20 protein-coding genes are annotated in these 23,116 nt (G+C 68.8%); 6 read left to right on the forward strand and 14 right to left on the reverse strand.

Features of this window, described 5'->3' with window-relative positions; genetic code table 11:
* Positions 1–6 precede the first annotated feature (6 nt).
* Both A3CE_RS0109860 and A3CE_RS0109865 read right to left on the reverse strand, forming a co-directional pair.
* On the reverse strand, positions 7–996 hold the full coding sequence (locus A3CE_RS0109860; RefSeq protein WP_026468328.1) for an ABC transporter permease: 990 nt from the start codon (positions 994–996) through the stop codon (positions 7–9).
* An 11-nt stretch (positions 997–1,007) separates the two neighbouring features.
* Positions 1,008–2,690 (reverse strand): ABC transporter substrate-binding protein, encoded by a 1,683-nt coding sequence (locus tag A3CE_RS0109865; protein WP_245589477.1) that lies wholly within the window; start codon positions 2,688–2,690, stop codon positions 1,008–1,010.
* Positions 2,691–2,887: 197 nt separating this feature from the next.
* On the opposite strand from A3CE_RS0109865, the gene A3CE_RS0109870 reads away from it, so the two are divergent.
* A complete protein-coding gene (locus tag A3CE_RS0109870; protein ID WP_020639917.1) occupies positions 2,888–4,165 on the forward strand; it encodes an ROK family transcriptional regulator in 1,278 nt (425 codons plus the stop codon).
* On the opposite strand, the gene A3CE_RS0109875 is transcribed toward A3CE_RS0109870, so the two are convergent.
* The 12 genes from A3CE_RS0109875 to A3CE_RS0109930 all read right to left on the reverse strand — a co-directional run bounded on the left by A3CE_RS0109875 (position 4,151) and on the right by A3CE_RS0109930 (position 17,567).
* Positions 4,151–5,395 (reverse strand): AGE family epimerase/isomerase, encoded by a 1,245-nt coding sequence (locus A3CE_RS0109875; protein ID WP_026468329.1) that lies wholly within the window; start codon positions 5,393–5,395, stop codon positions 4,151–4,153. The two genes, A3CE_RS0109870 and A3CE_RS0109875, sit on opposite strands and share 15 nt — an antisense overlap.
* A 125-nt stretch (positions 5,396–5,520) precedes the next feature.
* Complete coding sequence (locus tag A3CE_RS0109880; protein ID WP_020639919.1) at positions 5,521–6,540, reverse strand: LacI family DNA-binding transcriptional regulator; 1,020 nt, start codon at positions 6,538–6,540, stop codon at positions 5,521–5,523.
* Between the two features lie 31 nt (positions 6,541–6,571).
* Complete coding sequence (locus A3CE_RS0109885) at positions 6,572–8,077, reverse strand: family 43 glycosylhydrolase (RefSeq protein WP_020639920.1); 1,506 nt, start codon at positions 8,075–8,077, stop codon at positions 6,572–6,574.
* A gap of 31 nt (positions 8,078–8,108) precedes the next feature.
* Positions 8,109–9,419: a right-handed parallel beta-helix repeat-containing protein gene (locus tag A3CE_RS0109890; protein WP_020639921.1), complete on the reverse strand. Its 1,311-nt coding sequence runs from the start codon at positions 9,417–9,419 to the stop codon at positions 8,109–8,111.
* A 67-nt stretch (positions 9,420–9,486) separates the two neighbouring features.
* Positions 9,487–10,764 carry a poly(ethylene terephthalate) hydrolase family protein gene (locus tag A3CE_RS0109895; protein WP_020639922.1) on the reverse strand — a complete coding sequence of 426 codons (1,278 nt, stop codon included), beginning with the start codon at positions 10,762–10,764 and terminating at the stop codon, positions 9,487–9,489.
* A 53-nt stretch (positions 10,765–10,817) separates the two neighbouring features.
* The gene (locus tag A3CE_RS0109900; protein ID WP_020639923.1) at positions 10,818–11,831 is read right to left on the reverse strand and encodes an SGNH/GDSL hydrolase family protein; all 1,014 of its coding nucleotides are present in this window, start codon (positions 11,829–11,831) and stop codon (positions 10,818–10,820) included.
* 19 nt (positions 11,832–11,850) lie between these two features.
* Positions 11,851–12,903 carry a rhamnogalacturonan acetylesterase gene (locus tag A3CE_RS0109905; RefSeq protein WP_020639924.1) on the reverse strand — a complete coding sequence of 351 codons (1,053 nt, stop codon included), beginning with the start codon at positions 12,901–12,903 and terminating at the stop codon, positions 11,851–11,853.
* Between the two features lie 33 nt (positions 12,904–12,936).
* Positions 12,937–13,854, reverse strand: a complete 918-nt coding sequence (locus tag A3CE_RS0109910; RefSeq protein WP_020639925.1) for an extracellular catalytic domain type 1 short-chain-length polyhydroxyalkanoate depolymerase — start codon at positions 13,852–13,854, stop codon at positions 12,937–12,939.
* Positions 13,855–13,904: 50 nt separating this feature from the next.
* On the reverse strand, positions 13,905–14,798 hold the full coding sequence (locus A3CE_RS0109915; protein ID WP_020639926.1) for a poly(ethylene terephthalate) hydrolase family protein: 894 nt from the start codon (positions 14,796–14,798) through the stop codon (positions 13,905–13,907).
* A 493-nt stretch (positions 14,799–15,291) separates the two neighbouring features.
* The gene (locus A3CE_RS0109920; protein ID WP_026468330.1) at positions 15,292–16,254 is read right to left on the reverse strand and encodes an arabinan endo-1,5-alpha-L-arabinosidase; all 963 of its coding nucleotides are present in this window, start codon (positions 16,252–16,254) and stop codon (positions 15,292–15,294) included.
* A gap of 99 nt (positions 16,255–16,353) precedes the next feature.
* Positions 16,354–17,208, reverse strand: a complete 855-nt coding sequence (locus A3CE_RS0109925; RefSeq protein ID WP_020639928.1) for a hypothetical protein — start codon at positions 17,206–17,208, stop codon at positions 16,354–16,356.
* A gap of 2 nt (positions 17,209–17,210) precedes the next feature.
* Entirely contained in the window at positions 17,211–17,567 is a 357-nt protein-coding gene (locus A3CE_RS0109930) for a nuclear transport factor 2 family protein (RefSeq protein ID WP_020639929.1), read from the reverse strand.
* A 167-nt stretch (positions 17,568–17,734) separates the two neighbouring features.
* Here A3CE_RS0109930 and A3CE_RS0109935 point away from each other — a divergent pair, with 167 nt between their 5' ends.
* The 5 genes from A3CE_RS0109935 (at position 17,735) to A3CE_RS50705 (ending at position 23,116) form a co-directional block, all read left to right on the forward strand.
* Positions 17,735–18,310, forward strand: coding sequence for a PadR family transcriptional regulator (locus A3CE_RS0109935; protein WP_020639930.1), 576 nt, complete (start codon positions 17,735–17,737; stop codon positions 18,308–18,310).
* Between the two features lie 320 nt (positions 18,311–18,630).
* Positions 18,631–19,599 (forward strand): amidohydrolase family protein, encoded by a 969-nt coding sequence (locus A3CE_RS0109940; protein WP_020639931.1) that lies wholly within the window; start codon positions 18,631–18,633, stop codon positions 19,597–19,599.
* A gap of 25 nt (positions 19,600–19,624) precedes the next feature.
* Positions 19,625–21,088: an amidase gene (locus A3CE_RS0109945; protein ID WP_020639932.1), complete on the forward strand. Its 1,464-nt coding sequence runs from the start codon at positions 19,625–19,627 to the stop codon at positions 21,086–21,088.
* 44 nt (positions 21,089–21,132) lie between these two features.
* Positions 21,133–21,882: a FadR/GntR family transcriptional regulator gene (locus A3CE_RS50700; protein ID WP_043790773.1), complete on the forward strand. Its 750-nt coding sequence runs from the start codon at positions 21,133–21,135 to the stop codon at positions 21,880–21,882.
* Positions 21,869–23,116, forward strand: coding sequence for a CynX/NimT family MFS transporter (locus tag A3CE_RS50705; protein ID WP_211231836.1), 1,248 nt, complete (start codon positions 21,869–21,871; stop codon positions 23,114–23,116). Before A3CE_RS50700 ends, A3CE_RS50705 begins: the two co-directional genes overlap by 14 nt.

Raw genomic sequence — 23,116 nt, forward strand, 5'->3', positions numbered from 1 at the left:
TCCTTCTCAGGCCCGGGCGCGGGTGCGCGCGTCGATCAGCCCGTACACCAGGTCGATCACGAGGTTGGCGCCGAGCACGGCCACCGTGATGATCAGGAAGATGCCCTGCATCAGCGCGTAGTCGTTGTTCTGCACCGCCTGCAGCAGCTTTGAGCCGATCCCGGGGTAGGCGAACACCTGCTCGGTGACGATCGACCCGGACACCACGAAGCCGAGCGAAATCGCGAACCCGGCGACCGACGGCAGGACCGCGTTCCGGGCGGCGTAGCGCAGCATCACGCGTCCGTCGCGCAGTCCCTTGGCCTGCGCGGTGAGCACGTAGTCCTCCGACCCGGTGGACACCATCATGTTGCGCATGCCGAGCAGCCACCCGCCGACCGACGAGACGACGATGGTGAGGGCGGGCAGCGTGCCGTGGTAAACGGCGGATCCGAGGAAGTCGGCGTTCCACCCCGGGTCGAGGGCCACGTCGTAGCCGCCGAGCAGCGGGAACCAGCCGAGGGCGCCGGCGAGCAGCGCCGCCAGCAGCAGCGCCAGCCAGAAGTACGGGACCGCGGCCAGGACCGTGGTCCCCGGCACGAGGGCGTCGAGCCAGGTGCCGCGCTTCCAGCCGACGAACATGCCGAGCCCGACGCCGAGCACGAACGACAGCAGCGTCGCGATGCCGACCAGGACGACCGTCCAGGGCAGCGCCTGGGCGATCACGTCGGAAACCTTGGCGGGGAAGACGCTGACCGACACGCCGAGGTCGCCGTGCGCCAGCCGGCCGAGGTAGCTGAGGTACTGGGCCCACAGCGACTCATCGCTGTGGGTGCCGAGCAGCAGCTCGTAGGCGCGGCGCACCGACGGATCGGGTGTCGCGCCGCGCTGGGCCAGCTTCGCGAGCAGAACGTCCACCGGGTTGCCGGGGAGCAGGCGCGGGATCAAGAAGTTGAGCGTCAGCGCCGCCCACAAGGCCACCAGGTAGAACGCCAGTTTCCGGACGTAGTAGTTCACGGGCTCGCCCGTCACTGACCGGCGGGCTTGAGCGTCTTGTAGATCTGGGCCTGGTCCGGCCGGCTCCACACCGCCGGGAAGGCGTACAGGTTGTCCTTGGTCGGCCAGCCGGTGAACTTGTCCGAGTGGTACTCGCTGGTCGTGCCGCCGGTCAGGATCGGGATGTAGGGCATGTCCTGTTCGACCCGGGTCTGGACGACGTCGAAGTAGGGCTGCCGCTTCGCCGCGTCGGTCGAGTCGATGCCCTTGACCGCGTTGAGCGCCGCGTCGACTTCGGGGTTGGAGTAGCGGCTGTAGTTCGGGTAGGCCGACTCGCCGACCTTGGCCGTGGTCTCGGTCGAGAAGTAATAGTTGTAGTCGTAGAACGGATCCGCCGACGGACCCTGGTTCATCGCGTCGATCAGCAGCTGGAAGCGGCCGCGGACGCGCGCGTCGGCCCATTCGTTGTAGGACACCTGCTGAGCGAGCAGCTTGATCCCGGCGGGCAGAAGCTGCTGGGCCATGGTGTTGATGGCGGTGATGTAGTCAGTCCAGCCCGAAGGCACCTGGACCGTCAGCTCCAGCGGTTTGCCGTCCTTGGCGAAGAGGCCGTCCGGGCCCTTCGCGTAGCCTGCGCCCTGCAGGAGCCCGGCAGAGCGGGTCAGGTCGGGCGACTTCGGGGCGAGCTTCTCCTGCAGCTTCGGCGAGACGTACTTGGCGTCGCGGCCGAGCAGCGTGAACCCGGGTGAGATGTCGGAGGCGGTGTCTTCGAAGGCCAGGGAGTTGAGCTGGGTGCGGTTGATCGCGTAGTAGATCGCCTTGCGGACGGCCGGGTCGGTTTGCGGGCCGGTGCAGCCGAGGGCGGCGTTCGAACAGGTCGTGAGGTTCATCTGGTTCATCGGGACGGTGATGGCCTGGTAGCCCGGGTAGTTCTTCGCGACGTTCTTGATGTCGGGGACCGGGCCGGTCTGCCAGTCGATCTGCTTGCTCTTCAGCGCGTCCGCGCCGGATTGGTTGCCGGCCAGCGCGAGGTAGCGGATCCGCTTCACGGCGGGCTCGCCGCCCCAGTAGCCGGTGTTGGCCTTGAACGTGAACGCCTGCGGCTTGAACTCCTCGAGCACGAACGGGCCGGTGCCGACCGGTTGCGCGATCACGTCGTTGGCCGGGTCGGGGATCTTCGACCACAGGTGCTGGGGAACGATGAAGGTCTTGCCGAGGACCTGCGCGCCCTGCATGAACGCCGGCTTCGAGAAGGTGATCTTGACGTGGGTGTCGTCGGTGGCGACGGCCTTGCCGTCGTAGCCGGTGGTGTTGATGGTCTTGTTCTTCGCGACCATGTCGAGCGTGAAGGCGACGTCCTTCGCCGTGAAGGGGGTGCCGTCGGAGAACTTCACGTTCGGCCGCAGGGTGACCAGCAGCTGCGTGCCGTCGGCGTTCCAGGCGAAGTCGGTGCCCAGCAGCGGGAGGGGCTTCGCGTCCTGGGTGATGTTGTAGAAGAACAGCGGTTCGAAGATCGTCCCCGGGCCCTCCATCGTGCTGGAGGAGAACGGGTTGAAGTTGATCTGGTAGTCGCCTGACTGACCGGTGTAGGAGACCAGCGTGCTGTCCGCGGCGGATCCGCCGACAGACGACCCGCAGCCGGTGACGAGCGTGGTGGCCGCGACCGCGGTGAGCACGGCGCCGCACATCCGGCGACGCGATGGGTGAACCGACATCAAGTCCTCCTGGCTGGGCTCCGTTGACCTTCCGCCGATCACGGCAGACGCAAGACTGGAGGCATTGTTAAGTCATCGAAGAAATTAAGTCAACCCTTGAGTGTCATCTGCTCGCCGAGGCGCACAGAGTGCACCCAGCTGGACGGCAAGGTTGCTACTCTTCGCGTACCGACCTAAGTAAGTCATCAGGAGTTCGGATGAGCACGCCTACCAGGACGACCCCGCACACCAGTAGCCGGGCGGCGGTCCTCGACGTCATCCGGGCCGCCGGCACGATCAGCCGGGTCAGCCTGGTCAACGCCACCGGCCTGACCGGCGCGACGATCTCCACCGTCGTCCGCGGGCTCATCGACGACGACCTGGTCCGGGAATCCGGCCGCGCCGAATCCACCGGCGGCAAGCGCCGGGTCCTGTTGCAGCTGAACCCGTCGGCCCGGTACGCCGTGGGCATTCACCTCGATCACGCCGACATCACGTACGTGGTCACCGACCTCGCGGGAGCCGTGGTCGCGCGCATCTCACGGCCCGGCGCGGGGAACGCCGCTCCGGAAGCGGTGGTGAAGCGGATGACCGAAGAGGCCACCGCGCTCGTCGCGAGCGCCGCCGTCGACCGCGAGCGCCTGCTGGGGTTCGGCCTGGTCTTCCCCGGGCCGCTCAGCGCCAACGACGGAATGGCGATCACGCCACCAGCCATGCGGCAGTGGGCCGACTTCCCGCTGGGCGCCGAGATGCGCCGCGCCACCGGCCTGCCGGTCGTGCTCGACAACGACGCGACCGCCGCGGCGCTCGGCGAGCACTGGTCCGGCGGCGTCGATCTGCCGGCCACCTTCGCCGCGCTGTACATGGGCAGTGGCATCGGTGCCGGGCTGATCGTCAACGGGATCAGCTACCGGGGCGCGAGCGGCAACACCGGCGAGGTGGGCCACATCTGCCTCGACCTGGACGGTCCCGAGTGCTGGTGCGGCGCGCGCGGCTGCCTCGAGATCCTCGCCGGACCGGCCGCGGTGGTGGCCGCGGCGCGCGCCGACCGGCGGCTCGCCCGCGCGGCCGGGCTGTCCCGGCGGGACCACTCAGCGGATCAGTCGGTGATCCCGGACTTCGCCGCGGTCAGCCGGGCCGCGCGACGCGGCGACGAGGGCGCGGTCGCCCTGCTGGAGCGCTCGGCTCGCTACGTCGCCGTCGCGGTGCGGAACCTGGCGAACATCACGGACCTCGAAGCCGTGGTGCTCACCGGACCCAGCTTCGCCATCGCCGGACCGAGCTACCTGCCGGCGGTCGAACGGGAACTGCACAGCACGTTCTTCGCCCGCGCCAACCACAGCGTCGAAATGCGGCTGTCCCGGGCGGCGGCGACGGCGCCGGCGATCGGCGCCGCCGCGATGGTGCTGCAGTCCGAGCTCGTGCCGCTGCACAGCGGCCTGCGGCTACCGGAGAACCTCCAGCCGTCCGAACCCCCGCTGTCACCCGCCTCCTGACACCGCGCGGCCGGCCACCAGGCCACCGGCGAACGACGCGCACACCGGCAGCACGGTGATCAGCGCGGCCTGATAGGCGTGGTAGACGTCGGGCTTGCCCGGCCACACGCTGGCCGCCGGGGTGTTGCCGTGGTCGAGTTCGTGGTGCCACGACCCGGCCTCCCGGTCCACGAAGTACTTCTCCGCGTAGTCGCACCACCGCCGGAACCAGGAGAGGTACCGCGCGTCCCCGGTCGTCTGGTGCAGCACCCAAGCCGCGGCCATCGCCTCGGCCGCGACCCAGTGCAGGCGGCCGCGCACCACCGGCGTCCCCGCGAAGTCCGTGGTGTAGACGAAGCCGTCCGCGCCGTCGACCGACCAGCCGTCCCGGACCGCGGTGTCGAACAGTGCACAAGCACTCTCGAGCAGCCAATCCGGCGCGCGGGTGCCCAGCGCGGTCCGGACGTGCACCGCCAGCCGGGCCCATTCGAAGAGGTGCCCGATGGTGACGCCGTACGGCCGGAAGGGATGGGCCGGGTGATCGCGGTGGTACTCGGGCACCGCGGTCCAGTCCGCCGTGAAGTGCTCGGGCAGCCGCCAGCCGTGGCCGCGCGCGACCTGGCCGACGAGTCGCTCGACGATACCGGCGGCGCGATCGAGCAGCCGCGGATCGCCGGTGATTTCGGCGGCCGCCAGCAGGGCTTCGACAGCGTGCATGTTGGCGTTCGCCCCGCGGTAGGGCTCGAGCCGGGTCCACGCCCGGTCCCAGACGTCGGCCGCCAGCCCCGCTTCCGGCTCCCAGAAGCGCTCGTCGAACACGGCCAGGGCCTCGTCAAGCAGGACACGGGCACCGGCGATCCCGGCGGCAGCCGCGCTCGCCGCGGCGAGGATCACGAAAACGTGCTCGTAGGCGCGTTTCTCGTCGACAGCCGGGCCGGTCGGGATGGCCGACGCGAACCAGCCACCGTGCTCGCCGTCGTGCAACAGGCCGGTCAACGCGGCGAGCCCGTGCTCCACCAGCTCGGTGTCCTCGCTTCGCCCCTCGGCCACGGCAAGGGCGAAGACGTGCGTCATCCGGCAGGTGATCCAGGTTTCGACCGGTCGCTCGTGGACCGGACGGCCTTGCTCGTCCAGCCAGGCGAAGCCGCCTTCGGAGAGCCGGGAAGCTCGGGCGAACTCCAGCAGCCGCTCCGGTTCGGCGACCAACCAGACCGGCACCACCTCGGCGGCGGGCAGACGGCTCACAGGCACCTGGCCTCCTTGATTACAAGCGATCACAAGTTGCGCCATCTTACTTCATTAACCTATCGAAGCAATGCTTCGACCCGACTGACCATGGCTCCAGCAGCTCCTTCACCATCCGCAGCCGCGCGACACTAGCGGGGCGGCGCGGTGCTGGCCCGGTGCACCAGCTGCACCGCGGCCGACGTGCGCGTGTCGGCCGCGACCTCCCGGCCGTCGATCAGCCTCCTCAGCACGGAGACGGCCAAGGCGCCGTACTCCCCGATCGGCCGGCGAACCGCCGTCAGCGCGGGACGGGCCAGCCGGCAGAGCATCGAGTCGTCCCAGGCGACGACGGACAGCTCCGCCGGCACGGAAACCCCGAGCGCACGGGCCGCGTCCAGCGCTGCCACCGCCATCACGTCGTTGTCGAACAGCATCGCCGTCGGTGGCCGCCGCCACGTCAGGGCTCGCCGTGCCATCGTCGCCCCGCCGACGTCGGTGTAGTCGGCGTGGACGATCCGGGCAGCGCGGATGCCGGCCCGGGCCGCGGCTTCCGCGAACGCCGCCGAACGGACCTGGGTGTGGGCGAACCGCTCGGGGCCGGCAACCCGCAGCACCCGCCGGTGGCCGAGCGCGGCGAAGTGTTCGAGCACCGCGCCGATCACGGCGCTGTCGTCGATCCACACCGACGGCAGCTCTGGCCGGCCGAGCGGGCCGCCGAGCACGACGGCCGGCAACCCCAGCTCGGCGAGCACGTCCGGGCGAGGGTCGCCGGTCAGCAGGTCGACGAGCAGGACACCGTCGACCCGGCGCTCGGCGTACCACTGCCGGTAGATCGCCGGCTCGTTTGCTCGATCCGGCGCCACTCGCAGGAGCAGCGAAGCCGGACCGGTACCCAGTTCCCGCTGGATGCCGGCGATCAGCGTCATGAAGAACGGCTCGGCGTCCAGGACGTCGGGGTGGCGGTCGACGACGAGGCCGACCGCACCGGCACGCCCGTCGGAAAACGCCCTGGCGCCGCCGTCGGCCTCCCAGCCGAGCTGTTCCGCGACGGCCTTGATCCGGGCCCGGGTCTGCTCCGAGACCCCGGGCCGTCCGTTGAGCGCGAAGGACACCGCGCCCTTCGACACACCCGCCGCGCGGGCGATGTCGAGGATCGTCGGTCGCTTCACCCGGCCTCCGTCGGACTCTTCCCTGCTGTGATCAGCCGCCTTGCGTCAGGCTGAAGTCGTCGACGTTCACCCAGTTCCCGGCGTTCGCATCGGAGAACACGCCCACCTGGATCGAGCCGTTGGTCACGGTGATGCCGGGGACGGTGACCTTCGTCCAGCTGCCGATCGACTGGCTGATCGAAGCGTTCAGCTCACTCCCGCCGAAGTTCTTGGCGAAGATGGTCGCCTTTTTCTGGCCACCGCTGCTCTTCACCCAGGCCGACAGCGTGTACGTCCCGTTCGGCAGCGCGATGTTCTGGTACCTGCTCGCGGTGTAAGCCGACGACGAACTCTGCGCGATCGCCCAGCGCCCGGTGTGCCCGCCCTGCTTGTTGCTGTTGACGTTGCCGCCGGTGGTGGTCCACCCGGCGAGCGCGTTCTGCGCGACCCGGTCGGCTTCGGCACCCGGGTTCAGGACGTAGTTGTTGCCGCTGCCCACCGCCCAGGTGCCCGCGGTGGCGTCGACCGTCCACTGGCTCAGCGAATGGAAGACCGGCTTCGTCCCGTCGAAGGTGATCGGCACCCAGTCGTTGTAGCCGATGCCGTTACCCGCGAAGTCGCTCCAGCGGTCGCCGCCGAACATGACGAACGAGCCCGAAGAACCGGTCACCGTGAACGCCAGCCCGGTCTGGGTGACGTGTGAGAAGTCGGCGTCCGTACCCTGCAGCACGAACTCCGCGGAGTACGGGCCCATGATGTTCTTGGACGTGATGCAGTACGTGTGGGACGCGTTCCAGCCGTGCAGATCGGAGGAACAGAAGTAATAGGACCCGTTCTGCTTGAACATGATGTTGCCTTCTCGCCCACCCGACGAGCTGTTGTAGACGTTCTTGGCGGCTTCGGCCTGCAGGAAGTCCGATGAGCGGAGCGGAGAGACGTACAGGCGGGACCTGCCGCTCTTGTTGCTGAACACCAGGTACGCCTTGCCGTCGTCGTCGGTGAAGACCGACTGGTCACCGGACATGCCGGTGGAGACACCTCCGATGTTGGACTGGGTACCCGCGTAGGTGAAGTGGCCGTTCGGTGTGCTGCTCGTGCCGAACACCAGCCCGCCGTTGCCCTGGGAGACCAGCACGTACTTGCCCGTGCTGGGGTTGCGCGCGACACCCACCCGGCCGACCCAGCCCCCGCCGCCCAGGTCCGAGGGCGTCATCGCGTTGCCTTCGAACTTCCAGTTCGCCAGATCGGTGGACGAATAGATCGTGATCGCACTGAAGGAAACGTTGTTGTTCTTGCCGCCGCCGGGGTTGTTGTAATAGCTGACCGCTCCGCCGTACTTCACTCCGTACCAGTAGTACGTACTGCCGACCTTCAGCACCCCGCCGCCCTGGGAGTAGATCGGGTTGCCCGAGGTGTCCTTCCAGAACACGTCATTCTTGATCGTGGCACCCACGGCAGCCTGCGGCTCCGAAGCAGCCGCGCCGACACTGGTGGAGCCGACCGGTGTCAGCGCCACCGCAAGGGGAAGCAGAACCGAGACGATCGTTCTCTTCAGCATTCATGTCCTCCGTTCGGATGGTCTTCCCGGTTCAGGATTCGAAAGCGCCGATGTCCGGCGCCGTCCCGTTGTAGAGCAGGCCGACGTTGGTGCCCTTGTCGATCAGCGTGCTATTCGAGGCCGGACGAAGGTTCGGAAGCACGGGCAGGCTGCCGTCCGCCTGCCGGGGCGCGTCCCAGCCGGTCGTCGACACGCTCCGGAACTGCGAATCCGACAGCGAAATGTTCAGGTTCCAGGAGTTGTACGCGGCGTTCGTGCCGGTCATGTTCGACAGCAGGGTCCCCGTGTAAGCGAGGTTGTTGCGCAGGTTGCCCAGGCCGATCGCCGCACTGCTCGAACTGATGCCCAGCATGTTGTAGTCCGGGTGGTTGCCGTAGCTGGTGTTGTCGAAGTAGTCGTTGGCCAGCGTGTGGTGGTTCGTGTAAAAACCCGAGGCGCGGTTGGTGAAGGCCACCGAGCCGCGAACCGTGTGCTTGGCGCCGTTGGTAACGTACTTGCCGCCGTAGCCGCCCATCTTGAAGCCGTTTCCGTTGCCGGACGACGTGGTCGTCTGCGGCAGGTAGCCGTTGCGCCATGCCCACGAGTTCTCGATGGTCACCGACGAGAACGCGTTGATGAGGTCGAACCCGTCGTCGGAGTTCCACCACGCGCGGCAGCCGCGGAACACGTTGCCCTGGTGGCCGGCGGAGATGTGCGCGCCGAACCCGTCGGCGCTTTCGCCCGCCCCGTTGGAGGTGCGCGGGTCGTAGTTGTCGTGCGAATCGGAGTTCAGCACGAGGTTGCCGCCGCCCTCCTGGATGAACAGGCCGGGTCCCATGTTGTTGTGCAGGTCGAGCAGTTCGAAGGTGTTGTCGCTCCCGGAGATCCAGATGCCCCACGACTCGTGGTTGAGATTGTTGTTCTGGGGCACGCCCTTGACTTCCAGGCCCTTGACGTGGATCCAGCTGCCGGTGACGTCGAAGCCCTTGATCCGGCAGTTGTCGCTCACGCGGGAGAAGTCGAAGACCGGCCTCTCCCCCGGATACGCCCAGTAGCGGATCGGGGCGCCCGAGCTCCCGCTCTTGTTGAGGGTGATCGCGTCCACCCGGTCGGTCTGGCTCGCGCAGCTTTTGTTCGCACGGGAATACGCGTAGGTGCCACCCCGCAGGTAGACCGTGTCACCCGGCCGGGCAACCGCCTGCGCGTGGGCGATCGACGCCCAGGGCGCGGCCTGCGTCCCGGCGGCGCTGTCGCTGCCCGCCGGGGCGACGTAGTAGACGCTCGCGGCCGCGGGGCCCGCAGCCGCCACCCCGCCTCCGGCCAAGGCCACCGCGACCGCTGCGATCGTGAGGACACGAGTCATCTGTTCACTCCGTTCCTTCCTCTGCTGGGACCGGGGAGACGGCGGCGTGGCCGCCTCCCCGCCCCCCTCACATCTGGCGGGTCCAGACCTGGTTGGCGGCGCCTGTGCAGTTCCACACGATGACCGGCGTGTTGTCGGCGGTGCCGCCACCGGACACGTCGAGACAGGCACCGGCCTGGGCGTTGGTGATCGTGCCGGTGGCGTTGACCGTCCACTTCTGACTGTTGCCGCCGCCGCACGCGTTGATCGTCACCGCCGTCCCCGGCTGGCCGCTTCCCGCGTCCATGCACTTCGTGCCGTTGTAGACCCGCAGCTCGCCGGCCGAGGTCGGGGTCCAGCGCTGGTTGGTCCCGCCGTTGCAGGTCCAGACGACCAGGGCGGTGCCGTTCGCCTGGGACTGGTTGGGCACGTCAATGCACTTGCCGGAGCCGGCCCCGACCAGGCTGACGGCCTGGTCACCCGGTCCGGGGTCGCCGCCGCCCGGGACGTCGAGCGGGCAGGTGCTGCGGTAGCCCGAAATGCCGGTCGAATCCGCCAGTGACGGGCACAGGAACTTGCTGTAGCGGGAGTCGTGGTCGACGAAGATCTTCAGCCAGGGAATGACCCGCCGCATCATCACCGAGTTCGACGATGTCGGGAAGCCGTGACCCGCACCGGCCAGTTCGAGGTAGCCCTTTTCCACTCCGGCCGGAATGCCGTTGTAGAGGCTCTGGACGCTCGATGGGCTGACCGTCCCGTCGTTCTGCCCGGCCAGCAGCAGCGCGGGCACCTTGTCGGTGGTCAGGTTCTGTGACGGGCTGAACGGCGCCAGCCCGACCGCGGCCCACAACGACGGCCGGTGGATGGCCGCGTACACGGCTCCGCCGCCGCCCATCGAGTGCCCCATCACCGAAAGGCGCTTGGCGTCGACCCGGCCGCTGACCGGGCTGCGCTGGGTCAGGTAGTCCAGTGCCGCCAGCAGTTGGGTGCCACGGGCGGTGTCGTAGTCGTTGCGGCTGTTGGTGTCGATCCCGATGACGACGAACCCGAACGAAGCCAGCCAGGGCCCCATCCAGGCGCCTTCGGCCGCCCAGGTGGCGGTGTAGCCGGGCACGATCGCGATCGCCCCGAACGTGCCCTGGCTGGTGTCGATCGGGTAGTAGATCTTTCCCGCGGCGAAGCCGTTCCCGCCGCCCACGGTCTGCTCCGCGGTCGCGAAGGTCCCTCGGGTGGCCGCGACGCTCGCGGTGGTCGGGTCCGGACCCCGCTGGTACGGGTTGTCTGCGGCGGACGCACCCGCCGCGGGTACGACGAATCCGAGGGCCACCGCGGCGGCGACCAGCGCCCATCTCAGTTTGCGGAACATGCGAACGTATCCCTTCCTCGAAGTGCAACACGAGCGATCAGCTCACTTCGCCGTCACCCGATGACCGCGGCGAGCCGGGCCGCGATCTTCCGGTGACCCGCGTCGTTCGGGTGAGTGCCGTCCGCGGTGTCGGTGGCCGGGTTCATCCAGCCTTCGGTGGAGACGTACCGGACGTTGCCGTCGCCGGCGCCGTTCCGGGCGGCGACCGCGGACTTGGTCTCGGTGACGTACCACTGCTTGAAGATCTCCATCGCGTGGATGGTGGCGTTCGGGTACTTCGCGCGAATGCGCTGCAGCAGGGTGACGTACGCGCTCTGGAACTGGGCGCCGGACACGTTGTGCCCGCGGTCGTTGGTGCCGAGATTGATCACCACGTCGCTGACCTGGTAACGGGAGAAGTCCCAGTCCGGCGTACTGGTGTCCAAGCCGGTCTTGAAGTACCGGTCCCGCATGCCGATGCACCCGGAGGCCGGGTACAGACAGACACTGGGGCGGGCGATCTCGGTGTGCGCGGCCCCCACCTTCTCCGCGGTCAGCCAGCCATACGCGGTCAGCGCCTCCTGGGACGACTTGTAGCCCGCCGTGATCGAGTCGCCGACGAACTCGATGATCCGGGACGGCACGCTCACCGCCACGGTGTGGGCGCCGAAGTCCAGGCTCACGCCCTGGAACACCTCGTCACCGCGGTAGGAACCGGCGTCCTGCCGGTAGGCCACCCGCAGTGTGTGCGTGCCCGACGGCAGCCGGGACGGCGTCAGGTTCACCGTTCCGCTCACGTTCCGGTACGACGCCCAGGGGCCGCCGTCGACGGTGGCGTACAGGTCGACACTGCTGCGCTGACGCAGTTTCACCGTGGTACCGGTGAAGCCCACCACCGCGTAGGCGCCGGTCCACCCGGGCACATAGGCGCCCGGCGACCGGGTGTCCCACCGGCCGAAGTACCTGATGTTCGAGTCTGACGGCGAGCCGTCACCCGTGGCGGCCGAGGCCGGGTGCACCACCGTGGTTGCCGCGGCCACGAGCGCCACCGCGAACGTGACTGCCCGCGACTTCGTACCGATCGACATGACTTTCTCCCGTTTCCGTTCAGCGGAGGAAGGCGACGAGCGGGAGGTTCTGCTCGCGGACCCCCTGGACGACCAGGTTCGCGAGCTGCGTCGCGCCGTACGCCGAGAAGTGCGTGTTGTCGGTGACGCCGTCACTCGCCTTGGTGAGGTAGATCTTCTGCGACGCCGACGGGCCGAGAGACTCCACCAGGGCCTTGCTCTTGGCCGTCAGGTCGATCACCGGCACGTTCGCGCTCTTGCCGAGCGCCCGGATCACCGCGGGCAGGTCAACACCCACGCCGTTGACGTGCAGCGCGGTCGAAGTCAGCTTGATGCCGTTGAACAGCCGCCGCACCGGCGGGGTCACCAGCACCGGGATGCCGCCGCGCTCACGCACCCCGTTGACCATTTTGGTGAGGTTGTCGCGGAACGCCGTCGCCGTCGTCTGCTTGTCGTTGTGCCCGAACTGGATGAGCACCAGGTCCTTGCTCTTGATCAGCGGCTTCATCCGCGGGAACAACGCACTGTTGGACAGGAAGCTGCCCGAGCTTTCCCCGGAGTCCCCGTAGTTCGCGACCACCGCGCCGCCCCGCACGCTCGTGGGCAGCATCTGACCCCAGCCCGTGTAGGGCGCGACGGGCTGGTCGCACACGGTCGAGTCACCCGCCAGGTACGCCACCAACGGCGCCTGAGCCGCGGTCACGGTCAGCGACGTGATCGCGGGAGCGCTGCCGGCGAAGGTGATGTCCAGGCCCGACGTACCGGTGCCGCCCTGACCGGTGGGCTGGCCCTCGGGGTTGCGCACGTTGACCGTGACCGTGGTGGGGACGACCTGGCCCGCATTCGTCGAGACGGCCGTCAGGATCTGCCTGCGCGCCTCGACCGACATCGACGTGTTCGCCGCCTTCGAGGAGCTGCCGAGCCCGACGGTCACGTCGTAGTTGCCCGGCGAGACGGCGAAGTGGCACTTGATCCACGCGGTCCCCGAACACTGCGGGGGCAAGGCCAGTGGCGCCGCCGCCACCGACGGCACCGGAACCAGTGCGACCGCTGCCATCCCGGCCAAGACGATCGCGTGGCACTTGAGGGACATGGGGTTCTCTCCTGTTCGAGCCGAGTGTTCGTCCTAACGGGACAGTCCGAAGAAGTCGATGGCGTACTGGGCCATACCGTTGACCAGCACGTTGTGCGGGCCGCCCTGGACACTGATGCCCTCGACCTGGACGGTGCCGCCGACGGTGTAGCGAGTGCGGATCCAGTTCGGCTGCGGGCGGTCGGTCGTCGCCGGTGTCTGGCCGATGCCCGCCACATTCGTCCACTGCTTGATCTCTTCGCCGAAGTTGGGGTACCGCAGGACGTCGTCGTTGGTGCCGTGCCACAGCTGCATCCGGGGCTTCGGCCCGGTGTAGCCGGGGTACGCCCCGCGGACGAGGTTGCCCCACTGCTGCGGGCTCTTGATGATCTGGCCGTTGGCACACTGGCTGTTCCACTCGGACCCGTTGGTCGTGGCGAAGCAGCCGAAGGGGACGCCCGCGAACGCGGCCCCCGCCCTGAACACGTCCGGGTAGTCGCCGAGCAGGACGTTCGTCATCATCCCGCCCGACGAGTGGCCCGTGGCGTACACCCGGCCGGCATCGGCGTTGTAGCGCTGCAGGACGTACCTGACCATGGACACGATCCCCACGGGGTCGCTCCCGCCGTCGTGCCGCAAAGCCTGCGGAGAGGCCACGTCGAAGCACTTGCTCGCCCGCGTCACCGACGGGTAGATCACGATGAACCCGTAGCGGTCGGCCAGCCGGGCGAACTCGGTGTTGGTGTAGAAGTCCGGGCCGGAACCGGTGCAGTAGTGCACCGCCACGAGGACCGCGGGCCGGGGCTTCACGGTGTTCGGCACGTACAGGTGCATCTGGAGGTTCGACGGGTTCGCCCCGAAGTTCGGGATCCGGGTCAGCGAAGCAGCGGACGCCGAGGGCGCCCCGGCGAGCAGGGCCGCGGCGATCAGCGGCACCGCGAGCAGACAGCGGAAGAGCTTTCCGTTGACCATGGTGTTCCTCCTTCGGTGCGGTCCAGTGCGATGACAGCGTCGGATCCCCTTCACAGGGCGGCCTCCCAGGTGGTGGTGCCGGAAGAGGCGTCACCGCGGAGCCGGTCGCGGGCCGCAATGTCGCCGTAGAGGCCCCAGCGCATCCAGTCGACGAACGTGGTGGCAGCGCGGGCGTCGGTGAGGTAGCCGCCGTGGTTGGCGCCGCGGAAGGTGAGGAAAGCCTTGGGAGAGGACAGTTCCCGGTAGGCCTGCCGGGCGGATGAGATCGGGCAGGTGGGGTCCTTGTCGCCGTGCAGGAACAGGACCTTGGCGTGGACCGTGCCGCCGGGATTCCCCATGTCCACCGTGGACATGGGGATGGCGGCGGTGATCCGGGCGTCCGGCCAGGCGGTCAGCAGGCCGTGGGTGGTCATACCGCCCATCGAGTGGCCGGAAACGCCGAAGCCGGCGGCAGTGTTGACGTGACCGGCGAGCGGATCACCGGTGGCGGTGTTCAGCGCGGCGATCTTCGTGAGGATCTCGGAGACGTCCTTGGGGAGGTTGCCGTTGTAGGCGTCCCCGATGTTGGGATTCGCGAAGTAGGGGGCCGGGACGATGAACCCGGCCGCAGCCATGGGGCGGATGAAGGATTGGGCGGCCCCCTGCGGGTTGGCGCCGTAGCCGTGCGTGTACTCGCAGGCAGGGAACACGCCGTCGGCGACGGGCGCGTTGGTGACGGGGGTGCCGCCGGGCGCACCCTTGGCCGGGTAGTACACGTAGGTGGTCAGCTTGCGGGAGCCGCGGGTCCAGTTGTACTGGCGGACGCCGATGGCGAACCGTGTCGTCGGCGCCGTGCCGCGAGTTCCGGCAGCGGCCGGCGTCTGCCCGGCACCGAGCAGGGACAGGCCGACGCCGGCGGCTCCGGCCGCACCGAGGGCGAGAAACCTGCGGCGTGGAACGGTCATCGAGGACTCCTTGCCTTCACTGGAATGCCCGGCTCAGCCGAGAATGGCGGCTTGCCGACGTGCCGCCAGGCTCAGTCGATTTGCACGAGAAAGCGCTTTCTCCAGGACAGTCGACCCGAACGAAGTCGACGATCACGCCGAGGATGGGGAAATCCGTTCAGCCGCCCACGTGCGCGGGGCTCGCTCGGAACACTGCAGCCGCCGGGGTGCGGCCGGTGTGGCACACGGTCATCCGATCTCCCTTGATCGACGACGCGACAGTCCGCGGGAAAGTGGACGGTGCAAGTACGCAGTCCGCTACTTCCGGTAAGCATGGAACCGCACGTCTGAGACCGGAGGCAAGACCGCTCACCGTCGAATTTCGTGAACGCAGGCAGAAGCGGTGACAAATTTCCAACTGCAACTGAACGCTAAGCACGAGGCCGCGTGTGCCGGGAGCCGGATTCCGGGTCGCCGCCAACCCCTCGGCTGACGACGACCCGGCGACACGAGTTCAGGCGACGCTCGGCCAGCCCGCCGCGTCGTAGGTCAGGCGGTTGATGCCCAAGAGCGACGCGCCATTGTTGGCGTAGTAGTGGTAGAAGAGCAGGTCGCCGTCGCTGCCGGGGAGCACGGCCTGGTGGCCCGGCCCGTGGATGCTGCCGTGGCCGGCCAGGATTTCGGTCCCGCCGCCGGAAGTCATCGCAATGCCGTTGCGGTCGGCGTAGGGTCCGGTGACGCTGGTGGACCGGCCGACCATCACCCGGTAGGTGCTCGACGCGCCGCGGCAGCACAGGTCGAACGACACGTACTGGTAGTAGTACTGGCCGCGCTTGACGATGAAGGGCGCCTCGATCGCGCCGCCGCCGCGCCCGGCGATGGCGGTCAGGCCGCTGCCCTGACGCAGCCCTGTCGCGGGGTTCAGCTGGATCAGCTTGATGCCCGACCAGAACGAGCCGAAGTCCAGCCACCACCGGCCCGCCTCGTCCACGATCAGGTTCGGGTCGATGGCGTTGAAGTTGTCGCTGCTCCGGGATTCGATGACCAGGCCCCGGTTGGTCCAGGTGCCGGAGTTGCCGGTCGGGCTGGTGGCCAGGAAGATCGCCGACCGGTTGGAACCGAACGTCGACGCCGAGTAATACAGGAAGTACTGGCCATTGTGGTAGGAGATGTCCGGCGCCCACAGACTGCGCCCTCCCCCGGTGTAAGCCGTGGTCCACGGTGCACCGCCCGGGAACACCGAACCGGCATTGCGGAAGGCGACGCGATCAGCGGAGGTCTTCAACGCGATGTTGTCCCCCGTGTACGCCACCAGGTAGCTGCCGTCCGGGCGTTTGACCACACTCGGGTCGTGTACGCCGATGTCTCCGGTGACGCGTGCGGGATTCGGATACGCGGCCGCAGCGGCGGCCGGTGTGACGAGGAGCGCGGTCGCGAACAGGATGACTGCGACAAACCTTGATCGAGCGGCAGACATGGTGCCTCCATTGGCAATCCGTTGATGGTGACGCTGACGGACTCACTGCTGGAAGCGCTCTCTGCGGAGATTAGCCGAATCCTGACGATGCCGACAAGGTCAGCGCGGAAGCACGCGCCGGACCGCTCGGACCACGATCGGCGGTGCCGGATTCCACGGCTCGGCGTCCGCGGTGTCCCAGGCGTAGGCGGGCACACCGTCCCGGATCAGGTCACCGATTCCGGGCATGGAGAGTTCAGCCGCGGACCAGGCGTAAAGCGCGTCGAATCGGGGCTGGATCACACCGAGGTCCAGGAGCCGGCAGAGACCCCGTTCTTCGCTGATGTACCACTGGAGGTCGTCCCGCAGGGGGTATCGGGCAGGCAGCACCCGGGACAGCGACAGGAAGATGCCGGTCATCCCCAGGCGCGGGTCACTCAACAGTGGCGCGATGGGTGACAACCAGCTCAGCGCGAGGCGGGGCGCGGCCACCAAGGCGTGCGCGTAGAGAACCCGGGCCAGCACCAGGTTGATGAAGAAGCGCTCGACGCGCGACTCCGCATCGGCGAGGGCGCGGTGTTCGAGGTACGCGGCCGCGATGGCCGCATTGTGCGCGAGATACCACACCCGCGCCGAGGGACGGCGGATGAACGACACCGACAACGCCACGCTCGGAGAGGACACCTCGCCACCGAGACCGAGCACGTGGGCGCGCGCTTCGGCGGTGTCGCGCAGGAGCCGCTCGTTGACCGCCCGCCACCAGGCGCTGCCCGGCTGGTCGCCGTCCACGGCGTTGAGCAGCCGACGACGCAACTGCCAGCCCATGAACGCCATGGCCGCACGTCGGTAAGGCAAGTGCAACTCGGGACGACCGGGTGGAGCCTGGTAGAGCGATTCGAGCAGCGCGAGCCGGCCGGCCGGCTCGTCACGCACCGCGGCGACCTGCTCGGCGGCGAAATCGGCAGCAGAGGGCATGGTCAGAGGCCGTTGAAGAAGCCGTACAGCCGGCGGATGCGGCCGTCCTCGATCCACGCGACGTCGAAGCCGGTCACCGCGGGCTCGCCGCCCGCGGGACCGATCTGCCACGAGAAGTGGACGGCGTCGTGGTGGGTCAGCACCGTGCCGTGAGTGAAGAGCATCCCGGTCAAGTTCTTTTGCGAGGTGGCGATGTATTCGTCGATGGCCGCGGTGCCGTCGGCGGCGACAGTCGGATCGGTGTACGTGCCGTTCGGGGTGAAGAGGTCTTCGACCATGGTCCGCCGAACCCGGCCGTCCGTTTCGTTCCACATGGCGATGTAGTTTCCGACCAGTTCGATCACAGCGTTCTTGTCCATGGTCACAACCTCGTTTCTGCAGGCTGCTCGGAAGGAGTACACAAGCCCGCCTCTTATAGTAAACAAGTTGAGTATGTACCACGAAGAGTAGCTGGCGATTGATCAGGCTGTCCAGGCGTTCAGTACTAACTTTTTTGACTAATCACTCCAACTGCTACTGTTGCCCCATGGCGTTGCGGAACGCGGTGATGGCCGCGCTGCTGGAGGGCGAAGCGTCCGGCTACGACCTCGCGAAGGGGTTCGACGCGACGGTCGCCAACTTCTGGATGACGACGCCTCAGCAGCTCTACCGGGAGCTGGAACGCATGGAGGCCGAAGGACTGGTCACGGCCCGCGTCATCGAACAGGAGCGCCGGCCCAACAAGCGGCTGTTCTCGTTGACGGAAGCCGGCCGGGAGGCTGTCCGCGCGTACACCGCGGAATCCCGGGGCAAGCCGGCGGTGATCCGGGACGAGTTGCTGGTCAAGGTGCAGTGCGCGGACGTCGGCGACGTCCAGGCGGTCCGATCGGCCATCACCGAACGCATGGAGTGGGCGACAACCAAGCTGGCCCGTTACGAAAAGCTGCGACAACGTCTCCTGGACGGGCGCTCGGAGGAGGCGTACTTCGCGGAGGCCGAGCGCATCGGCCCGTACCTCACCTTGCTGCGCGGCATGGCCTTCGAACGCGAAAATCTCCAGTGGGGAGACGTGGCACTGCGCAGGCTCAGCCAGCGCACGGACGCCCTCCACGCCGACGACTGAGATCAGGCCGGATCGTCGGGATCAGCGGAAACAGCCCTGATCCTTGGACGCGAGGTCCAGGGTCGAGTCCCGGCGCACGTCCGGCGGGAGCGCCGTCAGGACGACGCAGAGCCTGTGGCGTACCCCACACCGAGCTGGCATCACCGGCCATTTCCATGCTCAACTCCAGATGTGCAGATGTCCAACATTTGGAGGTTTGATCGCGGGCCCGCCCCCAGCCGGGGCTCGGCGACTCCCTGCCTTCGGTGACCACTCGGTCCTCGGGCAGACACCACCCAAGGCGCGTCTTATCGCCTTTTCACGACATAAGAGGAATCCCCGTGAAGTTCATCGGACTCGAGGAACACATGATGCCGGCGGAGATCATCCAAGCCGCCGGAGTGGACGGCCTGGCCATGATGGACGCGCCGTACCTGGCGGGCCTGAACGACCTCGCCGACGGCGGAGACGCGCGTCTGCAGGTGATGGACGACGCCACCATCGATGTCCAAGTGCTGTCGGCGGCCGCACACTTGGTCCAGTGTCTGCCGCCCGGGCCGGCCACCGACCTGTCCCGCCGGCTCAACGACACGATGGCATCGGTGGTGGACAAGCACCCCGACCGCTTCCGGTTCTTCGTCACGTTGCCGACCACCGACCCTGCCGCCGCGGTGGCCGAATTGAACCGCGGTGTCGAGGAACTCGGAGCCGTGGGCACCATGATCCACGGGCAGACGAACGGGGTTTTCCTCGACGACCCGTCGATGCGTCCCATCCTCGCCGAAGTCGAACGGCTCGGGATTCCGATCTACCTGCATCCGGGCTTCCCGCCGCCGGAAGTCTACAAAGCGTACTACTCGGGTCTCGACGAGACTGTGGCCAAGATGCTGTCCACCGGCGGCTGGGGCTGGCACGCCGAGACCGGCATGCACATCCTGCGCATGGTCGCCGGACTCGTGTTCGAACGCTTTCCCACCCTGCAGATCGTGGTCGGCCACATGGGCGAGAACCTGCCTTTCTCGCTGGCCCGCGCCGACGAATGGCTGACGCCGCGGATCAAGGGATTGTCGGGATCGGTCGCCGACCAGATCCTCGAGCACGTCCACATCACCATCTCGGCTTATACGACGGCCGCTCCGCTTCTCTGCGCACTGCAGGTGATGGGTGCCGACCGGATTCTCTTTGCGGTGGACTATCCGTTCGGAAATTCCGCGACCACCGTCGAATTCCTGCAGAACGCCCCCATCAGCCCCGCGGACAAGGAAAAGATCGCCCACGGCAACGCCGAAGCACTGCTCAAGAGGCTTTGACACCCACCACCATCAGGAGAGCACCATGAGTGACCTCGCGTTCGCGTCGGCGACGCGCCTCGTCGCGGCGCTGGCCCGCAAGGAGCTGTCGAGCACCGAACTGCTCGACTACTACCTGGAGCGCGTCGCACGCCTGAACCTCACGATCAACGCCGTCGTGGTGCTGGACGAGGAGCGAGCGCGCGAAGCGGCCCGCGCCGCCGACGAGGCGATCGCGGCCGGCCGCTCGCTCGGCCCCCTGCACGGGCTCCCGATGACCGTCAAGGAGTGCTTCGATGCGGCCGGCATGCGCACGACCTGCGGCGCCCCTGCCTTCGCCGACAACGTTTCGAGTCACGATGCCGACGCAGTCGCGCGGCTGCGCGCAGCGGGCGCCGTCGTGTTCGGCAAGACGAACCTGCCGATCTGGTGCCGCGAGGGCCAAGCGTTCAACGAGGTCTACGGCACGACGAGCAACCCCTGGGACCTGTCGCGCGGGCCGGGCGGCTCGTCGGGCGGTTCGGCCGCCGCGCTGGCCGCAGGCCTGACCGGGCTCGAGCTCGGCAGCGACATCGCCGGCTCGATCCGCAACCCCGCCCACACGTGCGGCGTCTACGGCCTGAAGCCGTCCCGGGGCGTCGTCTCGCAGCGCGGCATCCTGAAGACACGGCCGGGGGCGCTTGCGCCGAGGGATCTGGTGCTCCCCGGTCCGCTCGCGCGCAGCGCCGACGACCTCGAGCTGGCGCTCGACGTGCTCGCCGGACCGATCGAGGAGGACCGCACGGCCTGGCGGCTCGAGCTGCCGCCGCCACGCAGCCGGGAGCTCGCGGATTTCCGGGTCGCCGCGTGGCTGGACGACCCGTGGGCTCCGGTTGACGCCACGGTGCTCGAGCTGCTCCAGGACGCAGTCAGCGCACTCGAGCGTGCGGGCGCGCGCGTGGAACGGCGGCCCGGCCCGGTCGCGCTGGAGACGTCGGACCGCCTCTACCGGCACCTGCTGATGGGAGCCCTCTCGACCGGACTGGCCGACGAGGCGGTGGCCGGGATCGACGCCGGGCTGGCGCAGCTTCCCCCTGCTGCCGGCGACCTCGGCGCACGCCACCGGCGTGGCCTCGTCCAGCGTCATCGCGACTGGCTGGGTGCCGACGAGGAGCGCTGGCAGATGCGCCGCCAATGGGCCGGCTTCTTCCAGGACTACGACGTGCTGGTGTGTCCGGTGTGGACGCTGCCGGCGATCCCGCACGACCAGTCGCCGGACTTGGACGCGCGGGTGATCGAGGTCAACGGCGTCACGCGACCGTACTGGGACCTCGTGACGTGGGCCGGCATCGCCAACCTGCTCGGCCTGCCCGCCGCGTCCGTGCCGATCGGCCGCACGCGCGGCGACGGACTGCCGGTCGGCCTGCAGATCATCGGTCCGTACCTGGAGGACCGAACGGTGATCGAGTTCGCGCGCCACGTCGCCCAGCACGTGCCCGGCTTCGAGGCACCGCCCGGCTTCCGCGCCTGACCGCCACTCGCGTGTTCGACAATCACTGTGCAGATGTGCAAAACATGGAGGTTTTGGTGGAGGGATTGCAGCAACCGCGCCGGGCGTCGACCCTGGCCGCGCAGGTTTCCGACCAGTTGCGGGAGCAGCTGGTGTCCGGGCGATGGCCGGTGGGCACGCGCATCCCGGGCGAGCAGGAGCTGGCCGAGATGCTTCAGGTCAGCCGGAACACCATCCGCGAGGCGTTGCGGGCGTTGGTGCACCTCGGCCTGCTCGAGGCGCGAGTCGGCGACGGCACCTACGTCCGGGTGACCAGCGAACTGGAGGCCGTCCTGCTGCGGCGAACGGCCACCACGCGACCGGCGGACGTCTTGGAGCTGCGGGCGGTGCTGGAGGAACACGCCGCGGGCCTGGCCGCCGAGCGGCGCTCGGCGGCCGATATGGCGCAGCTGCGTGCGCTCCTCGCGGCGGCTCGCGAGAGCAACCACCCCGGATCGATGGCGCGGATCGCCGCGGCGGACGGCGCTTTTCACCTCGCCGTCGTGCGGGCCGGCGGCAACGAGCTACTGGGAGAACTCTACGAATACCTGGGCAGCGCGCTGTCAGCGCTGCTGACCGCACTGCCGTGGGACGGCGACGTCGCTGCCGAGCACGATCACTGGCACGGTGCGCTCGTCGACGCGATCGGCGCCGGCGACCCGGTCGCCGCCCGGTACGCGGCGTCCATGCTGGTGCAGGTGACCGGGCGGTTGAGCACAGCTGCCACCGCCGAGCAAGGTGGCGCGGGCAGGACCGGTCGTCGTGCGGGGGAATGACTTGCGCGGCTCCGCTGCTCAGGCGGGGAACGCCGTGCCGGGCCCGCGGTCCGGCGTGTGGCTGCTCGTCGGCATCGTGCTGGTCGCGGCGAACCTGCGTGCCGCCCTGACCGGGGTCGGGCCGCTGCTCCCCGGGATCGCGGCGTCGACCGGCCTGTCCGGCACCGGGATCGGGCTGCTCAGCACCCTGCCGCTGCTCACCTTCGCCGTCACCTCGCCGCTGGTCGGCCGGACCGCACATCGCCACGGCGCGCCCCGCACCCTGTTCTTCTCGCTGGCCGTGCTGGTGGCCGGGCTGCTCGTGCGCTCGCTGCCTGGGGTGTTCTTCTTGTTCGCGGGCACTGTGGTGGTCGCGGCCGCGATCGCCTACGGCAACGTGCTGCTGCCGTCGGTCGTCAAGAGCACCGTGCCGGAAGACCGGATCGCGCAGGTGACCGGCCTCTACGTCACCGCGATGGGCCTGCTCGCCGCCCTCTCTTCCGGGATTTCGGTGCCACTGGCCGAGCACGTGCCGGGAGGCTGGCGCACCGCACTGGGGGGCTGGGCCGTCCTCGCTGTCCTGGCCATCGGGGTCTGGATTCCGCAGTATCGGCGCCCCCGCCGCGTGGCGGCGACACCTGCCACGCGGGAGCGCATCCCCTGGCGTTCCCCCCTGGCCTGGCAGGTCAGCGTGTTCATGGGGCTGCAGTCCCTCGGCTTCTACACCACGATCGCGTGGCTGCCCGGCATCGTGCACGACCACGGAGTGGGCGAGGCCGCCGCCGGGTGGCAGTTGTTCCTCTTCCAGATCATCGGCCTGGTCTCCAGCAGCGTCCTTCCCATCCTGGTCCGCAGGGGGCTGGACCAGCGGCTCCTGGCCGCGGCCGGCTCGGCGATCGTCGCGGGGGGCTTCGCGCTGCTGGCCGTGGCCCCGCAGCTGGCCGTCGTGTCCAGTGTGCTCACCGGCCTGGGCGGCGGAGCGTGCCTGGTCCTCGCCCTGAGCTTCCAAGGACAACGGGCGGCCGACGCCTCGCAGGCGGCCGCGCTGGCCTCGATGGCCCAGTCCGTCGGCTACCTGGTGGCCGCCGTCGGACCGCTCCTGCTCGGCGCGCTGCACGACCTCACCGGTGGCTGGACACTCCCCCTCCTGCTGCTGGTCGCCCTGACGCTCACCCAGGCCGCCGTCGGCGCCCGCGCCGGCCGCGACCGGCACCTGAACTCCCCATCCCTCGTTCCCACCCCGATCGGAGACTGA

This window comes from Amycolatopsis balhimycina FH 1894 (assembly GCF_000384295.1).
Lineage (GTDB): Bacteria > Actinomycetota > Actinomycetes > Mycobacteriales > Pseudonocardiaceae > Amycolatopsis > Amycolatopsis balhimycina.

What these genes read in the sequence shown, in the direction of transcription:
- A3CE_RS0109865 (WP_245589477.1), bottom strand. Translation starts at nt 2,690, where the DNA reads ATGTCGGTTCACCCATCGCGTCGCCGGATGTGCGGCGCCGTGCTCACC.
- A3CE_RS0109870 (WP_020639917.1), top strand. Translation starts at nt 2,888, where the DNA reads ATGAGCACGCCTACCAGGACGACCCCGCACACCAGTAGCCGGGCGGCG.
- A3CE_RS0109885 (WP_020639920.1), bottom strand. Translation starts at nt 8,077, where the DNA reads ATGCTGAAGAGAACGATCGTCTCGGTTCTGCTTCCCCTTGCGGTGGCG.
- A3CE_RS0109890 (WP_020639921.1), bottom strand. Translation starts at nt 9,419, where the DNA reads ATGACTCGTGTCCTCACGATCGCAGCGGTCGCGGTGGCCTTGGCCGGA.
- A3CE_RS0109895 (WP_020639922.1), bottom strand. Translation starts at nt 10,764, where the DNA reads ATGTTCCGCAAACTGAGATGGGCGCTGGTCGCCGCCGCGGTGGCCCTC.
- A3CE_RS0109900 (WP_020639923.1), bottom strand. Translation starts at nt 11,831, where the DNA reads ATGTCGATCGGTACGAAGTCGCGGGCAGTCACGTTCGCGGTGGCGCTC.
- A3CE_RS0109905 (WP_020639924.1), bottom strand. Translation starts at nt 12,903, where the DNA reads ATGTCCCTCAAGTGCCACGCGATCGTCTTGGCCGGGATGGCAGCGGTC.
- A3CE_RS0109910 (WP_020639925.1), bottom strand. Translation starts at nt 13,854, where the DNA reads ATGGTCAACGGAAAGCTCTTCCGCTGTCTGCTCGCGGTGCCGCTGATC.
- A3CE_RS0109915 (WP_020639926.1), bottom strand. Translation starts at nt 14,798, where the DNA reads ATGACCGTTCCACGCCGCAGGTTTCTCGCCCTCGGTGCGGCCGGAGCC.
- A3CE_RS0109920 (WP_026468330.1), bottom strand. Translation starts at nt 16,254, where the DNA reads ATGTCTGCCGCTCGATCAAGGTTTGTCGCAGTCATCCTGTTCGCGACC.
- A3CE_RS0109925 (WP_020639928.1), bottom strand. Translation starts at nt 17,208, where the DNA reads ATGCCCTCTGCTGCCGATTTCGCCGCCGAGCAGGTCGCCGCGGTGCGT.
- A3CE_RS0109930 (WP_020639929.1), bottom strand. Translation starts at nt 17,567, where the DNA reads ATGGACAAGAACGCTGTGATCGAACTGGTCGGAAACTACATCGCCATG.
- A3CE_RS0109935 (WP_020639930.1), top strand. Translation starts at nt 17,735, where the DNA reads ATGGCGTTGCGGAACGCGGTGATGGCCGCGCTGCTGGAGGGCGAAGCG.
- A3CE_RS0109945 (WP_020639932.1), top strand. Translation starts at nt 19,625, where the DNA reads ATGAGTGACCTCGCGTTCGCGTCGGCGACGCGCCTCGTCGCGGCGCTG.
- A3CE_RS50700 (WP_043790773.1), top strand. Translation starts at nt 21,133, where the DNA reads ATGGAGGTTTTGGTGGAGGGATTGCAGCAACCGCGCCGGGCGTCGACC.